Genomic DNA, 15325 nt, shown 5'->3' with positions numbered 1-15325 from the left:
GTGGTCGCCGCGATGGCCCAGGCCGGCCGCACGCACGCGCAAGACGTCGGCAGCGTGGCGCAGGCGGCCGAACGCATGCAGGCGATGACGCAGGAGAACGCGGCGCTCGGTGAACAGGCAGCAGCGGCGAGCCACAGCCTGATGGAAAGCGCGCATACGCTGCTGGACGTGGTCGGCTTCTTCTCCCTGGCCGAGGAACGCCATGTCGAGGGGCAGCCGCGGCTGCCCCGCGCCGAGGTGATGGCGGACGTCGCGCTGTCGTTCGCCTGAGCGATCGTCCCCGCCATGCCATCCGATCGCCCCGTTTCGCAGCCGAGCCAGTGGCTCGACGAGGCCCTGCAACCGGATGGCTTGCGTCCGGTGTTCCAGCCGATCGTGCATCTGGGCTCGCTGGAAATCGTCGCGCACGAGGGCCTGAGCCGCCCGCTGGTCGGACCGCCGGGGCTTACCATGCCGCAGTTGCTGGACGAGGCGCGCAAGCTCGGGCGCCTGGCCGAGCTGGAACTGCACGCGGTGCGGACGATCTGCGCCGCCTTCGCCGGTCGGGCCGAGCCCGGGCGTCTGCTGGTCAACCTGAGCGCGCAGGCGATCCTGCAGGAAGGCTTGCACCCGGAGCAGGTGCACGCCGCGATGTCCGCCTCGGGCCTCGACCTGGCGCGCGTCACGCTGGAGCTCACCGAGCGCGACATCGTGGACAACCCCGGCGAGCTTGCCGTTTCCATCGCGCACCTGCGCGCGCGCGGCGTGCGCGTGGCGATGGACGACTTCGGCAACGGTCACTCGAACTTCCAGATGTGGAACGAAGTCCGCCCCGAGGTGGTCAAGATTGACCGCTATCTGGTCCATGGCCTGGCCACGAGCGCCGAACGGCTGGTGATCGTGCAGGCGCTGTGCCGCGTGGCCGAGACGCTCGGCGCGGAGCTGATTGGCGAAGGCGTGGAGGACCCGGCCGACCTGCGCATGCTGTGCGAGCTCGGCATCACCTACGCACAGGGCTATCTGCTGGGACGCCCGTCGCCGCAGCCGGCCGTGCGGGTGGCCGAGGCGGCGCGCGTCGCCTTGCGCGGCCAGCGCGTGCAGGTGCCGCCGCGGCCGCAGGGGCCGCTCGTGCAGCACACCATCAAGGCAGGCCACCTGATGATCCAGGCGCCGGCACTGACGCCCGCGGACACCGTGGCGGCGGCCGAGCGGCTGTTCGCGCAGCAGCCGCACCTGCACGCGCTGGCGGTGACCGTCGAGCAGCGGCCGATCGGCCTGATCAACCGGCGCGTGTTCACCGAACGCATGGCCAAGCCCTATACCCGCGAGTTGTTCGGGCGCCGCTCGTGCGCGCTGTTCATGAACGAGGGACCGGTGCTGTGCGACGCGCAGCGCAGTCTCGAGAGCATGGCCGAGATCCTGCGCGGCGAGGACCAGCGCTACCTGGCCGACGGCTTCGTGGTGACCCGCGAGGGCCGCTACCTGGGCCTGGGCACGGGCGAGTCGCTGGTGCGCCGGGTGACCGAGCTGCGCATCGACGCCGCGCGCCACGCCAACCCGCTGACCCTGCTGCCGGGCAACATCCCGGTCACCGAGCACCTGGGGCGGCTGCTCGAAAGCGCGGTGCCGTTCGTCGCCGCCTACGTGGACCTGACCGACTTCAAGCCGTTCAACGATCTCTACGGCTACTTCCGCGGCGACGGCATGATCCGCCTGCTCGCCAGCATCCTCACCGAGCAGGTGGACAGCCAGGCCGACTTCGTCGGCCACATCGGCGGCGACGATTTCCTGCTGCTCATGCAGAGCGCGAACTGGCACGAGCGCTGCCATCGCATGATCGAGGCCTTCGCGCACCGCTCGCGCGCCCTGTTCGACTCGCCGCAGCTGGAGCGCGGGCAGCTGCAGGGCAAGGACCGGCATGGCGCGCGCCAGAGCTTTCCCCTGACGTCCGTGACGGTCGGCGCGGTGGCCCTGGCGCCGCCGTTCCCGGCGCGCGTCGAGGTGATCGCCCGCCTGGCGGCCCGGGCCAAGCGCCATGCGCGGCGCCAGGGCGTGCCCATGCATGTGATCCATACCGGCGGCTGGTTGCCGGCCGAGCAGACCAGCCGCCTGCCGGCCTGAGCCCGATCGCGACGCCGCCGCGCAGCCAGGGACGCGGCTGGCTGCTCAGGCCGCGCCGGCCACGCCGAGCTGCTCCAGCATGCGTTCCTGCGCACTACAGGCCTCTTGCCCGTCCGCGGGCGCGAGGCGGACGTAGTCGCCCGAGGATTGCAGCAGCGAGGCGTTGGCGTTGTCGCCGAGGTAGAGCTCCAGGTGCTCGCGGATGCGCTGCCGGTGCCGCTTGATCTCGATCGGGAACGCCACCTCGATGCGGCGGTCGAGATTGCGCTCCATCAGGTCCGCGCTGGACAGGTAGACGATCTCCTCGCCGCCGTTGGCGAACCAGTAGACGCGGCTGTGCTCCAGGAAGCGGCCGATCACCGAGCGGACGCGGATGTTTTCCGAGTAGCCCGGAACACCGGGCCGCAGGCAGCACATGCCGCGCACGATGAGGTCGATGCCGACCCCCGCCATGCTGGCGCGGTAGAGCGCGCGGATGATCTTCGCGTCGGTCAGGGCGTTGACCTTCAGGATGATCCGGGCCGCTTCGCCGGCGGCGGCGCGGGCGGTCTCCTCGGCGATCAACCGCAGCAGCGTGCGCTTGAGGGTGAAGGGCGCATGCAGGAGCTTCTTCATCGGCCGCAACTTGCCCATGCCGGTGAGCTGGATGAAAAGCTTGTGGACGTCCTCGCACAGCGCCCGGTCCGAGGTCAGCAGGCTGTAGTCGGTGTAGAGCCGGGCGTTGCCGGTGTGGTAGTTGCCCGTACCCATGTGCGCATAGCGCACCAGCCGGTTGCCCTCGCGGCGCTGGACCAGCAGCAGCTTGGCATGCGTCTTCACGCCGACGACGCCGTAGACCACCGTGGCCCCGGCCTTCTGCAGGCGCGCCGCCAACTCGAGGTTGGATTCCTCGTCGAAGCGCGCGCGCAGCTCGACCACCACCGTCACTTCCTTGCCGGCACGCGCGGCCTCCACCAGGGCGTCGACGATCTCCGAATGGGCGCCGCTGCGGTAGAGCGTCTGCTTGATCGTGAGCACGTCCGCATCCTTGGCGGCCTGCCGCAGCAGGTCCACCACCGGGGCGAAGGACTCGTACGGGTGCAGCAATAGCAGGCCCTGCCGCGCGATGGCCTGGAACAGGTTCGGCGACTTCTTCAGGGCCCGCGGCAGCGAGGCGGTGAACGCCGGGAACTGCAGCGACGGCCTTGCCAGCCCGATCGCCAGCGAGAACAGCCGCGCCAGGTTGACCGGCCCATTCACCTCGTAGAGGTCGGCGTGCGTGAGGCCGAAGCGGCCGAGCAGGAACCCGACCACGTCCGCGGGGCACTTGTCCGAAACCTCCAGCCGCACCGCGTCGCCGAAGCGGCGCGAATACAACTCGCCCCTGAGGGCCAGCGCCAGGTCCTCGACGTCTTCCGGATCGATCGCCAGGTCGGCGTTGCGGGTGAGGCGGAACTGGTAGCAGCCGAGCACCTCCATGCCGGGAAACAGTTCGGCGACCTGGGCATGGATCACCGAGGACAGCAGGACGTGGTTGTCCCCGTCCACGCACACCTCGTCCGGCAGCCGGATCAGGCGCGGCAGCACGCGTGGCGCGGGCACGATGGCCAGGCCCGAATCCCGTCCGAAGGCATCGATGCCTTTCAGCTGCACGATGAAGTTGAGGCTCTTGTTCACCAGCAGCGGGAAGGGGTGCGTCGGGTCCAGGCCGATCGGCGTGACCAGCGGCGCGACCTCGTGGCGGAAGTGATGGCGCAGCCAGTGCGCCTGCCTCGGCGTCCAGCGTTCCCTGCGCACGATGCGGATGCCGTGCGCGTCGAGCTCGGGCAGGATCCGTTCGTTGAGGATCGCGTACTGGCGCTCGATGTGGCGGTGCGCCGTCGCGCTGATCTGCTCGAGCACCCGCCGGGGACCCATGCCGTCCGGGCCGGCGATCTCGTGGTCGAAGGCGATCTGCCGCTTGAGGCCGGCCACGCGGATCTCGAAGAACTCGTCCATGTTGCGCGAGAAGATCAGCAGGAACTTCAGCCGTTCCAGGAGCGGCGTGCGCTCGTCCAGGGCCTGGTCGAGCACGCGGACGTTGAACTTGAGCTGGGACAGTTCACGGTTGAGGTACAGCGAGCTGTCCGTCAGGTCACGCTCCGGCGCGGGGCCGGACAGGGTAGGCAGGCGCGCCTGCAGCGCGTGGAGGTCTTTGGCGCGGCTCATGGTCGTCGGTCACGCGGCTGCACGTAGCACATGACCACCGAGCGTCGGGCCGGCCGATGACACCTGTGTTACACCGGCGAACGCTGCCGGGCAGGCCTTGCGCGGCAGGCCGGCCGGCGGCCGGGGAGGCCGGCCCGTCGAGGGACGCCTGCGTTGCCCGCTTACGCCGCGCGCTGGCCGATCCGCCTCGGCTCGGGAAGCTGCCGCCAAAGCAGCAGCGAGGCTGGAATGCGCGCCTGCGGCCACTGGGCGCGAAGCGCCTGCACGGCCGTTTCCGCCGTCTCGTGGCGCCCCACCTCGCGCTCGTCCAGAAGCGAGCGCCACCGGCGGCCATGCTTGACGATGCGCACGAGGCCGGGCTTGCAGGGGTGTACGTACTGGGTCACGGCACGATGTCTTCCGGGATCAGGCGCCAGTATCGGCGGCCAACATGACATGTCTTTTTATGGCGCAAGACGGTGGAGTGACTCGATGCCGGCCGCCGGTGGGCCGGTAGGCCGGACAGGCGAGCGTTGCCCGCGCGCACGTCGCGGGCCTTTTTGCGGTGTGCCGGCTCTCTGCTTCGCAGCTGCTCATGTTTACCTTTGCGCGGAGCCGCTGGGATACGATCGGTCAGCTCCAGCAGGAAGCATCCACGGAACGGTCAGGGGGAGGGAGTCATGAAGATCATGCGTTGCCTTGCAGGGGCGGCTTGCCTGCTGCTTGCATTTTCGGCGAAGGCCCAGGACGTATCGTTCAAGGATCTGGCCCGCCAGCTCCAATATCAGCAAGTCAAGATCGCCCCCGACGGGCGGCATCTGGCTGCCGTCGCCGTCATTGACGACAAGCCGTTACTGGCGCTGGTCGATCTGGACACGGGCAAGGGCGCCACCGTACATCCGCGCGAAGGCGAGCAGGTCGTGGACTTCTGGTGGGCCAACCCGGACCGCGTGATCTACACCGTGGGCATGAAGGTCGCCGGCCTCGACCAACCTGTCGCCACCGGCGAGCTGTTCGCGGTCAACGCGGACGGTGGTGGCGCAACGACGTTGTTCGGCTATCGGGCGGGCGTGCAGTCGATCAGTTCGCACATCCAGCATGCGACCACCGAGTACGCCAGTGCCACAATGATCGACACCCTGCGCGATGACCGGCACCACGTGCTGGTCGGCATCAATGACTGGAATACCGGCGCCGAAGGCGATTTCACCCAGATCTACCGGATGGACGTCCGCGACGGCACCAAGCATCGTGTGCTTACCGCGCCATTGCGCGATGCCGGGTTCATGACCGACCACCATGGCGTGGTGCGTTTCGCCTACGGGGCGGATAGCAATTCGAAGTATCGGGTGTTCTATCGTGCCAACGACGCGACCCCGTGGACTCTGCTCTTCAGCGAAGATGCACAAGGCATCGTGTGGCCGCTGGGCTTTGACGAGGGTGACACCCGCGTCCTGATGAGTTGCAGCCACCCGGGTGTCGTGGACGCGGTTTGTCCGTGGGATGTTGCAACGCAGAAGCTGCAGGAGCCCATCTGGAGCAGCCCAAGCGTCGCCGCCGACGGGCTGGAAACGAGCCTGGACGGGCAGCAGGTGGTGGGTGTGCGCTCGATGCCCGGCATGCCGGCCGTGTCCGTGCTTCGACCCGGTACCGATGCGGTCAAGCTCATCTCGGCCTTCTCGCAACAGTTTCCAGGCGAGTTCGTGGACGTGGTATCGAGCACTGACGATGGCCGCAAGGCGGTGGTCCTGGTCTCGTCCGATGCGGACCCAGGCACCTTCTACCTGTGGGATGCCCAGACCGGCAAGGCAAGCGTCCTTTTGCAGCGCGCGGCCTGGGTCCATCCCGGTCGCATGGCGCAGATGCAGCCGATCGAGCTGAAGGCGCGTGACGGATTGCCGCTGCATGGCTACCTCACCCGTCCACCGGGCAAGGAAGAGGCCAAGCACCTGCCGCTGGTGGTGTTCGTGCACGGCGGACCGTTCGGCATCCGCGATCCGTGGGAATACGACCCGTACGTGCAGATGCTCGCCACCCATGGCTACGCAGTGCTTCAGGTGAACTACCGCGGCTCGGGCGGTTTCGGCTATCGCTTCATGCGTGCGGGTTACCGGCAGTGGGGCGGCACCATGCAGGACGACGTCACCGACGCCACGCGCTGGGCGATCGGCCAGGGATACGCCGATGCCGGACGGGTGTGCATCTTCGGTGGCAGCTATGGCGGCTACGCGGCACTCGAAGGCGCGGTCAAGGAGCCCGATCTGTACAAGTGCGCAATCGGGTACGTGGGCGTCTACGACCTGGGTTTGATGTACAGGCGCGGAGACATTCCCCAATCCTCCTACGGTCTGAGCTACCTGCACGATGCGCTCGGCGACGACCCGATCGTGCTCGCTTCACATTCGCCGGTCGACCAGCTGGACCGCCTGCGCGCGCAAACCATGCTCATCGTCGGCGGCAGGGACAGGCGGGTGCCGCCGGTTCAGGGCGAAAATCTGCACAAGGCGATGCTCGAGCGCCACATCGCCCATGAATGGCTGTACAAGCCCGACGAAGGTCACGGCTTCTACAGCGAGGCCAATCGGGTCGAACTGTTCGAGCGCATCGTGGATTTCCTCGATCGCAACATCGGACAGCCAGTCACGGTCGCGTCACATTGAGCGAAGGGCCGTCGGGTCGAGGCCGCTCGCTTCGATCGCACCCGCTCAGCCGGCCAGTTGCGCCAGCAGCCGCTCCACTTCCTCGTGGGTGTGGGCGCGCAGCAGCTGCGCCGCGTGGCGGCGCAGCGTGGCATGGTCGAGGGTGGCCAGCCGGTCGCGCACGTGCAGGATCTGGCTGGGGTGCATGCTGTATTCGCACAGGCCCAGCGCCAGCAGCAGGGCGGTGAACTTGACGTCGCCGCCGATCTCGCCGCACAGGCTCACCGGCTTGGCGGCGCGACGGCCGGCGGCGATGACGTAGGCGATCAGGCGCAGCAGCGCCGGCTGCAGCGGATTGTAGATGTTCTCCAGGCCGTCGTTGCCGCGGTCGGCGGCGAGCACGTACTGGGCCAGGTCGTTGGTGCCGATGGCGAGGAAATCGGCGTGTTCCAGCAGCGCGCGCACGTTGAGCGCGGCGGCGGGCACTTCGATCATCGCGCCCAGCGGCAGTTTTTCCGGCAGGTCGATGTTCTCGCGCTTGAGGTCCTGGCGCGCCAGCTTGAACAGGGTGCGCACGGCGATCAGCTCGTCCGGCTGGGTGACCATCGGCACCAGCACGCGCACCGGGCCGTAGCAGGCGGCGCGCAGGATCGCGCGGATCTGCGTGGTGAACACGGCCGGGTAGCGCAGCGACAGGCGCACGCCGCGCACGCCCAGCGCAGGGTTGTCCTCGCCGCGCAGGGCAAGGCCGGCGGCGTCCGCCTTGTCCGCGCCCAGGTCCAGCGTGCGGATGGTCACCGGCAGGCCGCCCATGCCCAGCACCAGGTCGCGGTAGGCGTTGAACTGCTCGTCCTCCGAGGGCAGGCCCTTGTGCTTGAGGAACAGGAACTCGGTGCGGTACAGGCCCACGCCGTCGGCGCCGCGCGTGCGCGCGGCGGCGATGTCGACGGCGGTTTCGGCATTGGCGAACAGGCGGACGGACACGCCGTCGCGCGTGAGCGTCGGCGCGTTGGCGAGCTTGGCCAGGCGCCGGCCCTCGGCCGCGGCCTCGCGCTGCCAGGCGCGGTAGCGGGCGAGGTCCTGCGCGGCGGGGTGGACGATGGTCTCGCCGCGTTCGGCGTCGAGCAGGATCAGGTCGTCGTCGTGGATGGTGGCCAGCGCATCGCGCGTGCCGACCGCCATCGGCAGGTCCAGGCTGCGCGCCAGGATGGCGCTGTGCGAATAGGCGCTGCCCGAACTGGCGACTACGCCGAGCAGGCCGTTGCCGACCAGGTGCGCCATGTCGGCGGGCGCGATGGTGTCGGCCACCAGGATCTCACCCACGCGCGCGGCGAGCTTGCGCTCCTCGCGGCTGGTCTGGCGCTGCAGGGCGGAGATCACCCGGTTTATCACCTGGTCGACGTCCTCGCGGCGGCTGCGCAGGTAGGGGTCGTCCATCGCCTCGAACACCTTGGCCAGGCGGTCGCGCTGCTTCTTCAGCGCCACGCCCGCGCGGTAGTGGCCGACCCGAACCAGGTCGTCCAGCCCGCGCAGCAGTTCCCTGTCGTCCAGCAATAGGCTGTGCGCGTCGATGAACTCGTTGACCTCGCGCGCGAGTGCGCCGTGCAGCTTGCCGCGCAACTCGTGCAGCTCCTGCCGCGCGGTGTCGAGCGCGCGGTGCAGGCGGCCCAGCTCTTCCTCGATCTCGTCATCGGCCAGCGGGCGGGTGTCGACCAGATAGCGGCTCGGCTGCACCAGCCGCGCGCGGCCGAGGGCCATGCCGCGGGAGGCGGGGGTGCCGGGGAGCAGCTGTCTCATGCGCCCTCGTCGAACTTGCGCTCGAACAGCGCGACCACGGCGGCGATCGCGCCGGCTTCGTCGGGGCCGTCCGCGCGCACGGTGAGCGGCGTGCCGATGCCGGCCGAGAGCATCATCACGCCCATGATGCTCTGGGCGTTGACCTCGCGGCCCTTGCTGACCAGCCATACGGTGGACTTGAAGCCCTGCACCAGCTGCACGAGCTTGGCCGACGCGCGTGCGTGCAGGCCGAGCTTGTTGGAAACGACCAGGTCCTGTTCAAGCATGATCGATGAAGATCCCCCCGCGGCCGCCGTGGGCGGCCACCTGAGCCAGTTCGTCCAAAGGTTTTTCCGCGTAGTTGAGCACGCGCAGCAGCATCGGAAGGTTGAGCCCGGACACACAACGCAGGCGCACCCCCAGCGCCGACAGCGACAGGCCGATGTTGCAGGGCGTGGCCCCGTACAGGTCGGCCAGCACCAGCACGCCCTCGCCTTGATCCAGTTCGCGCGCGTGCTGAGCGGTGAGCGTGCGCATCACGTCCGGATCGGCCTGCGCCGGCACCTCGACCGCCTCGACCCTCAGCGGCAGCTTGGGCATCACGTGGTGCGCGGCGGAGATCAGCGCCTTGCCGACCGCCTCGTGGGTCATCAGGAGGACGCCGACGCTCATGGGCCGGCCCTGCCCGGGGAAGGGAGTGCGGTCATCATTGCAGCTCGCGATGGAACGTCAGCACGCCTTCGCGCCTGGCCCGGTAGTGCGCGGCCAGGCGCTCGACCAGGTACACCGAGCGGTGCCGCCCGCCGGTGCAGCCGATCGAGATGGTGACGTAGCTGCGGTCGTCCTGCTCGAAGCGCGGCAGCCAGGCGTCCAGCCAGCGCGCGGTGTCGGCGAAGTACTCGCCCACCAGCGCGTCGGCCTCGAGGAACTCGCGCACCGGCGCGTCCTTGCCCGAAAGCGGGCGCAGCTTCGGCTGCCAGTGCGGGTTGGGCAGGCAGCGTGCGTCGAAGACGAAATCGGAATCCAGCGGCAGGCCGCGGCGGAAGGCGAAGGACTGGAACATCAGCGTGAGCCCCTCGGTGGCTGCCGCATAGCCGGTGGCGATCAGGCGGCGCAGCTGGTGCACGTTGAGCTCGCTCGAATCGATCACCTTTTCGGCAATGCCCACCAGCGGGCGCAGCAGGCGGCGCTCCTCGGCAATGGCGTCGGCCAGCGAGACGCCGCGCAGCGCCAGCGGATGGCGGCGGCGGGTTTCCGAGTAGCGCTTGATCAGCACCTCGTCGCGGCAGTCGATGAACACCAGGTGCACGTGCACGCCGGCGCCGGCCAGGTCGGAGAGCACCAGCGGCATGTGCTCGAAATCCTCGCCGCGGTTGCGCACGTCCACGCCCACCGCGATGCGCCGGGCGCGGCGGCCGCCGCCGTCCTGTCGCACCGACTGCACCAGCTGGGGCAGCAGGCCGCTGGGCAGGTTGTCGACGCAGTAGAACTCCAGGTCCTCGAGCGCGCGCAGCGCGACCGTCTTGCCGCCGCCTGACATGCCGGTCAGCACGACCAGGTGCACGGCATTGGGATCGTTGAAAGTGCTGGACAGGGTGTGGTCGCTGGGGTTCACGGCACTCACCATGGCGGAAGCCGGCGCATCTGGTGCGCCTGGCGGTCGATGAAGGTCTGCGCGGGGTCGATGCCCTTGCTCTTGAGCATATGGTGGCGCACCGCCGCTTCCACCAGTACCGCCAGGTTGCGGCCGGGGGCGACCGGGATGGTGATCATCGGCACCGGCACCTCCAGGATCTCACGGTGGCTGGTGTCGCCGGTGAGGCGCGTCATCGCGTCGATGTCCTCGCCCTCGCGCAGCGGCTTCAAGTGCACCACCAGGCGCAGGTATTTCGAATGCTTGACGGCGGTGTGGCCGAACATCTCGCGCACGTTGAGCACGCCCAGGCCGCGCACCTCGAGCAGATCCTGCAGCAGCTCGGGGCAGGTGCCGTCGATCACGTCCGGCGCGATCAGGGTGAATTCGGTGGCGTCGTCGGCGACCAGCCGATGGCCGCGGCTGATCAGCTCCAGCGCCAGCTCGCTCTTGCCCGAGCCGGACTCGCCGGTGATCAGCACGCCGATCGAGAACACTTCCAGGAATACGCCGTGCAGCGTGATCCTGGGTGCCAGCATGCGCGCCAGGTGGTACTGCATCCAGGTCAGCAGCTCGTGGCCGCGCTTGGCGCTGATCCACAGCGGCGTGTGGGTCTCCTCGGCGACCTCGCGCAGGTCGGCTGGAATGGGCTGGTCCTTGGTGACGATCAGCGCGACCGGCTGGTAGGCGGCGATCTTGTGCATCGCCTCCCAGCGCTGGCGCGAATCGAGGCTGTCGAGCCAGTTGAGCTCTTCGGTGCCGACGATCTGCACCTTGTTGGGGTAGATCACGTTCAGGTAGCCGATCAGCGAGGGCCGGCGGGTGGTGGTCGCGCCGGCTTCGAGCACGCGTCCTTCGCCGCGCATGCCCGAGACCCAGCGCAGGCCCATGCGTTCGTGGACGCCGTCGAAGAGTTGCCGTGCGGTGAGACGTTCCAAGGCTTGCCTTCCTGCCTGCGGTCGACAGGCGGCATTGTGCCAGCTATGCGGGAGCGGGCGGGATGAGCGGGTGTCGCAGGAGGCTCCCCCGCTCGGACAAAGAAGACCCGCCACGGGGGCGGGTCCGAAAGCTTGCGGGGACCGTTGGCTCAGCCGAACTGTCGCGCGTCGCGCGCCTGCTGCGGATGCTTGTCGGTCATCTTGTCGCGATGTCGGCGCAGCTGCGCGGCCAGCTTGTCGAACACCATGTCGATGGAGGCGTACATGTCGGCCTCGCAGGCGGCTGCGTGCAGGGCCGCGCCGGTGGTGGAGAGCGTGGCTTCGGCGCAGTGCTGCAGCTTGTCCACCGACAGCACCATGGTCAGGCCAAGGCACTTTTCGTCGAGGCGGGTCAGGCGATCGAGCCGGGACGTGGCATGGGCACGCAAGGCGGGGGTGACTTCGATCTGCTGGCCGGTGAGTTGGAACTGCATGGTTCGCCTCCTCTGTTGCATGCCGCCGATGGGGCGGCGGATTCGCATGCCGACCTTCGGGTCGGCGTGCCGGTCTCTCATTCGTATGGGAGCGGTCGGGCCGGTTCCAAGTGCCCCGTTCAGCCTGCGCGCTGGCGCTCGCTGGAACTGGGAATGCGCAGGGCCTCGCGGTACTTGGCCACCGTACGGCGGGCGACCTGGATGCCCTTGCGGTTGAGCTCCTCGGCCAGCGCCTGGTCGGACAGCGGCTTGCGTGGGTCCTCCGCGTCGATGAGCTTCTTGATCATGGCCTGGATGGCGGTGGCGGAGGCGCCGCCGCCGTCCTCGGTGGAGACGCCGCTGGAGAAGAAATACTTCAGCTCGAAGGTGCCGCGCGGCGTGTGGATGTACTTGCGCGTGGTCACGCGCGAGATGGTTGACTCGTGCATGGCCACCTCTTCGGCGACCTCGCGCAGCACCAGCGGGTGCATCGCCTCGGGGCCGTAGTCGAGGAAGGCGCTCTGCCGGCGCACGATGGCGTCGGCCACCTTCATCAAGGTCTCGGCGCGCGATTCGAGGCTCTTGATCAGCCAGCGCGCCTCCTGCAGCTGGCCGCGCATCCAGCTGGCATCCTCGCCGCGCGCCTGCGCGATCAGGCTGCAGTAGTGCTGGTTGAGGCCCAGCCGCGGCTGGCAGTCGGGGTTGAGGCTGACCTTCCAGCGGTTGCCTTCCTTGTAGGCATAGACGTCCGGCGCGACGTACTCGACCGGGGTGGCGTCCAGTGCGGCGCCGGGGCGCGGGTCGAGGCTGCGGATCAGCAGCGCGGCGGCGGCCACGTCGTCCTCGTTGGCGCGCAGCTTGCGCGCGAGCTTGGACACGTCGTTGCGCGCGAGCAGTTCCAGCTCGCCGGCGACGATCTGCAGGGCCAGTTCGCGGTGCGGCGTGGCCGGGTCGAACTGTTCCAACTGCACCCGCAGGCAGTCGCGCAGGTCCAGGCTGGCGATGCCGGTGGGGTCGAAGCGCTGCAACTGGCGGCGCACGGCTTCCACCTCGGCGCTGCTGGCGTCGAGATCGGCCGGCAGCGCGGCGAGCACGCCTTCGAGGCCTTCGGTGAGGTAGCCGTCGGCGTTGAGCGCGTCGATGATGACGGTGCCGATGAGCCGCTGGCGCGAGGTGAACGGCGTCAGGTTGAGCTGCCACAGCAGGTGTTCCTGCAGCGTCTCGGGAGCGGCGTTCTGCGGTTCGAAATCCTCGTCGCCGCGATTGCCCGGGCTGCTGCCGCTGCCCAGCGAAAAGTCGATCGGCGTCTCTGCGGGCGCGTCCGCTTCCGCCCAGTCGGCGCTGTCGTCGGCGTTGTGGTCGATCGTCGGCGTTTCGACCGGGGCGGCAGTGAAGCTCTCCTCCTCTTCGGCCTCGCCCGGTGCCGTCTCTTCCTCGAACTCCAGCAGCGGGTTGCCCTCGGCGATCTGCCGCAGTTCCGCCTCCAGCTCCAGCTGCGAGAGCTGCAACAGCCGGATCGCCTGCTGCAACTGGGGCGTCAGGGTCAGCTGTTGGTTGAGGCGGAACTGGAGCCCGGGTTTCATGCCAGCCGTAGGGAAAGAACTTACGGCCATCCTACCCCGGTGGCTGTGATGCGACCATAGCGACGGCAGGCTTCCGCGGGCCCTGCGTCACAGCTTGAATTCACGCCCCAGGTACACTTCGAGCACCTTCTCGTCGGCCAGGATGTGCGCCGGCGTGCCGCGTGAAAGCACCTCGCCTTCGTTCAGGATGTAGGCGCGGTCGCAGATACCCAGCGTCTCGCGCACGTTGTGGTCGGTGATCAGCACGCCGATGCCGCGTTCCTTCAGGTGGCGCACGATGCGCTGGATCTCGCCCACCGAAATCGGGTCGACGCCGGCGAAGGGTTCGTCCAGCAGCATGTAGCGCGGCTGCGCGGCCAGCGCGCGGGCGATCTCCACGCGCCGGCGCTCGCCGCCGGAAAGGCTGATGCCCTTCTGGTCGGCGATGTGGGCGATCTTCAGTTCGTCCAGCAGGCCCTCGAGCTGCTCGTTGCGCTGGCGGGCGGTGAGGCCTTCGCGCAGTTCCAGCACGGCCATGATGTTGTCGGCCACGCTGAGGCGGCGGAACACCGACGCTTCCTGCGGCAGGTAGCCGATGCCCATGCGTGCGCGCGCGTGCATGGGCAGGCCGGTGATGTCCTGGCGGTCCAGCCGGATGCTGCCGCCGTCGGCTTCGACCAGGCCCACCACCATGTAGAAGCAGGTGGTCTTGCCGGCGCCGTTGGGGCCGAGCAGGCCCACCACCTCGCCCTGGCGGATCGAAAAACCGAAATCGCGCACGACCTGGCGCGAGCGGTAGCGTTTCTGCAGGCCTTCGGCAGCGAGCATCGGTCAGGGCTGCTTGCTGCTGGCGGTGGGCGCGGGCGTCGCGGCGGCTGGCCTGTTCTTCGGCTGGAAGATCAGGTGCACGGCGCCGTCGCCGCCGCTGTCGCCGGTCATCTGGCTGGTCTGGGTGTTGTAGGTGAGCCGGTCGCCATGGGCCTCGCCGCGGCCCTGCTGGGTCACCGAGGCATTGCCATCGAGCACCGCGAAGCCCTTGCTCGACTGGTAGTCGATGCTGGACGCCTCGCCGCGCATCAGGTTGCCGTTGTCGTCCAGCTGCTGGATGTGCGCCGGCTTGCCGGTGAGCACCACGCGGTCGATCTGGGTGTCGGCGTCGAAGTACACCTTCGCCTGTGCGCCGGTGGCCTTGAGCGTGCCCTGGGTGATGACCACGTTGCCGGTGAGCGTGCTCACGCTGTTGGGCTTCTGGAAGCCGTCGAAGTGCGAGGCCTTCACGTCCATCGGCTGGCTGCGGTCGGTCTGTTTCGCATGCGACGGCGCGGCCACCAGCCATCCAAGCGCAAGCAGGGCCAGGCTAGCGCCCGCGCGGCGGATAGATGCCGTGGAAGTCATTGAGCAGCTCCAGGTGTTTGTCGTTGAGGTCGGCGCGCAGGCCGGTGCCGTTGATTCTAGTGCCGCCCTGTACCAGCTGTGCCGGTTCGGCGGTTTCCAGGCGGTTCTGCTTGGGCCAGGCGGTGACTTCGGCGGTGTCCATGGTGGTGGCGGGCGTGTCGTCGAAGGCCGCCCGCTTCAGATGCACCGGGCCCTGCAGCTTGAGCAGGGTGCCGTCGTGGTTGACCCAGCCGTACAGCGATTGCCCGTGCCAGTCGGGCACGCCGGCCTGGTTGGAGGGCAGGTCGAACACCGGCGCGTTGATGTACAGCGAGTCGTCGCCTTCGCGCCGTTCCAGGTGCGGGGCGGCGATGCGGAAGCTGGGCAGGCCGTCGACGCCGTACTGGCTCAGCTTGAAGTCGGTCAGCGTGTAGCCCGAGCGCGGCGGGCCGACGAACTCGTTGGCCTTGGGCGCCGGGCCGATCCACCACAGCAACAGCTGGGCTGCGCCGGCCAGCAGCGCGATCGCGACGATGGCCGCCGGCAGGCGGCGGTCGCGCAGCCATTCCCTCACTGCCAGTGCTCCCGCTCGTTGCCGACCTTGCCCTGGGCGATCAGGATCAGGTCGCAGACCTCGCGCGCACCGCCCTGGCCGCCGGGACGGCTGGTGGTCCAGTGCGCCTGT

The 15325-nt window shown here is 68.9% G+C and carries 14 protein-coding genes and 1 pseudogene; 3 read left to right on the top strand and 12 right to left on the bottom strand.

The features are described from left to right. Positions 1-270, top strand: a pseudogene (locus tag HOQ08_RS02870) (methyl-accepting chemotaxis protein); the annotation flags it as partial. Between the two features lie 15 nt (positions 271-285). Next, positions 286-2100: an EAL domain-containing protein gene (locus tag HOQ08_RS02865; protein ID WP_291191332.1), complete on the top strand. Its 1815-nt coding sequence runs from the start codon at positions 286-288 to the stop codon at positions 2098-2100. A gap of 45 nt (positions 2101-2145) precedes the next feature. On the opposite strand, the gene ppk1 is transcribed toward HOQ08_RS02865, so the two are convergent. Beyond that, a complete protein-coding gene (gene ppk1, locus HOQ08_RS02860; RefSeq protein WP_291191329.1) occupies positions 2146-4287 on the bottom strand; it encodes a polyphosphate kinase 1 in 2142 nt (713 codons plus the stop codon). Positions 4288-4448: 161 nt separating this feature from the next. After that, the gene (locus tag HOQ08_RS02855) at positions 4449-4637 is read right to left on the bottom strand and encodes a hypothetical protein (RefSeq protein WP_291191327.1); all 189 of its coding nucleotides are present in this window, start codon (positions 4635-4637) and stop codon (positions 4449-4451) included. Between the two features lie 309 nt (positions 4638-4946). Between HOQ08_RS02855 and HOQ08_RS02850 the strand changes: the two genes are divergently transcribed. Then, the gene (locus tag HOQ08_RS02850) at positions 4947-6926 is read left to right on the top strand and encodes a S9 family peptidase (RefSeq protein WP_291191324.1); all 1980 of its coding nucleotides are present in this window, start codon (positions 4947-4949) and stop codon (positions 6924-6926) included. A gap of 45 nt (positions 6927-6971) precedes the next feature. Here HOQ08_RS02850 and ptsP read toward each other — a convergent pair whose 3' ends face one another. From ptsP to lptC, 10 genes are all read right to left on the bottom strand, one after another. Then, positions 6972-8702, bottom strand: coding sequence for a phosphoenolpyruvate--protein phosphotransferase (gene ptsP, locus HOQ08_RS02845; RefSeq protein ID WP_291191321.1), 1731 nt, complete (start codon positions 8700-8702; stop codon positions 6972-6974). Continuing rightward, a complete protein-coding gene (locus tag HOQ08_RS02840) occupies positions 8699-8968 on the bottom strand; it encodes an HPr family phosphocarrier protein (RefSeq protein ID WP_291191318.1) in 270 nt (89 codons plus the stop codon). The genes ptsP and HOQ08_RS02840 overlap by 4 nt, the downstream gene beginning before the upstream one ends. Further along, the gene (locus tag HOQ08_RS02835) at positions 8961-9353 is read right to left on the bottom strand and encodes a PTS fructose IIA subunit family protein (protein WP_291191315.1); all 393 of its coding nucleotides are present in this window, start codon (positions 9351-9353) and stop codon (positions 8961-8963) included. The genes HOQ08_RS02840 and HOQ08_RS02835 overlap by 8 nt, the downstream gene beginning before the upstream one ends. 34 nt (positions 9354-9387) lie before the next feature. After that, entirely contained in the window at positions 9388-10296 is a 909-nt protein-coding gene (gene rapZ / locus HOQ08_RS02830) for an RNase adapter RapZ (RefSeq protein WP_291191311.1), read from the bottom strand. Between the two features lie 5 nt (positions 10297-10301). After that, positions 10302-11252: an HPr(Ser) kinase/phosphatase gene (gene hprK / locus HOQ08_RS02825; protein WP_291191308.1), complete on the bottom strand. Its 951-nt coding sequence runs from the start codon at positions 11250-11252 to the stop codon at positions 10302-10304. A 149-nt stretch (positions 11253-11401) separates the two neighbouring features. After that, the gene (gene raiA, locus HOQ08_RS02820; protein WP_291191305.1) at positions 11402-11725 is read right to left on the bottom strand and encodes a ribosome-associated translation inhibitor RaiA; all 324 of its coding nucleotides are present in this window, start codon (positions 11723-11725) and stop codon (positions 11402-11404) included. Positions 11726-11844: 119 nt separating this feature from the next. Continuing rightward, positions 11845-13287, bottom strand: a complete 1443-nt coding sequence (locus HOQ08_RS02815; protein ID WP_291191302.1) for an RNA polymerase factor sigma-54 — start codon at positions 13285-13287, stop codon at positions 11845-11847. Positions 13288-13374: 87 nt separating this feature from the next. Next, positions 13375-14094: an LPS export ABC transporter ATP-binding protein gene (gene lptB, locus HOQ08_RS02810; protein ID WP_291191299.1), complete on the bottom strand. Its 720-nt coding sequence runs from the start codon at positions 14092-14094 to the stop codon at positions 13375-13377. A 3-nt stretch (positions 14095-14097) separates the two neighbouring features. Continuing rightward, on the bottom strand, positions 14098-14661 hold the full coding sequence (lptA, locus tag HOQ08_RS02805) for a lipopolysaccharide transport periplasmic protein LptA (protein ID WP_291191296.1): 564 nt from the start codon (positions 14659-14661) through the stop codon (positions 14098-14100). Next, entirely contained in the window at positions 14624-15220 is a 597-nt protein-coding gene (gene lptC, locus HOQ08_RS02800) for an LPS export ABC transporter periplasmic protein LptC (protein WP_291191335.1), read from the bottom strand. Before lptC ends, lptA begins: the two co-directional genes overlap by 38 nt. Positions 15221-15325 lie beyond the last annotated feature (105 nt).

This window comes from Frateuria sp., assembly GCF_013362045.1.
Classification (GTDB): Bacteria; Pseudomonadota; Gammaproteobacteria; order Xanthomonadales; family Rhodanobacteraceae; genus Frateuria_A.
The sequence above is the reverse complement of the archived record's forward strand: the minus strand, read 5'-3'. Positions and strand labels throughout refer to the sequence as shown.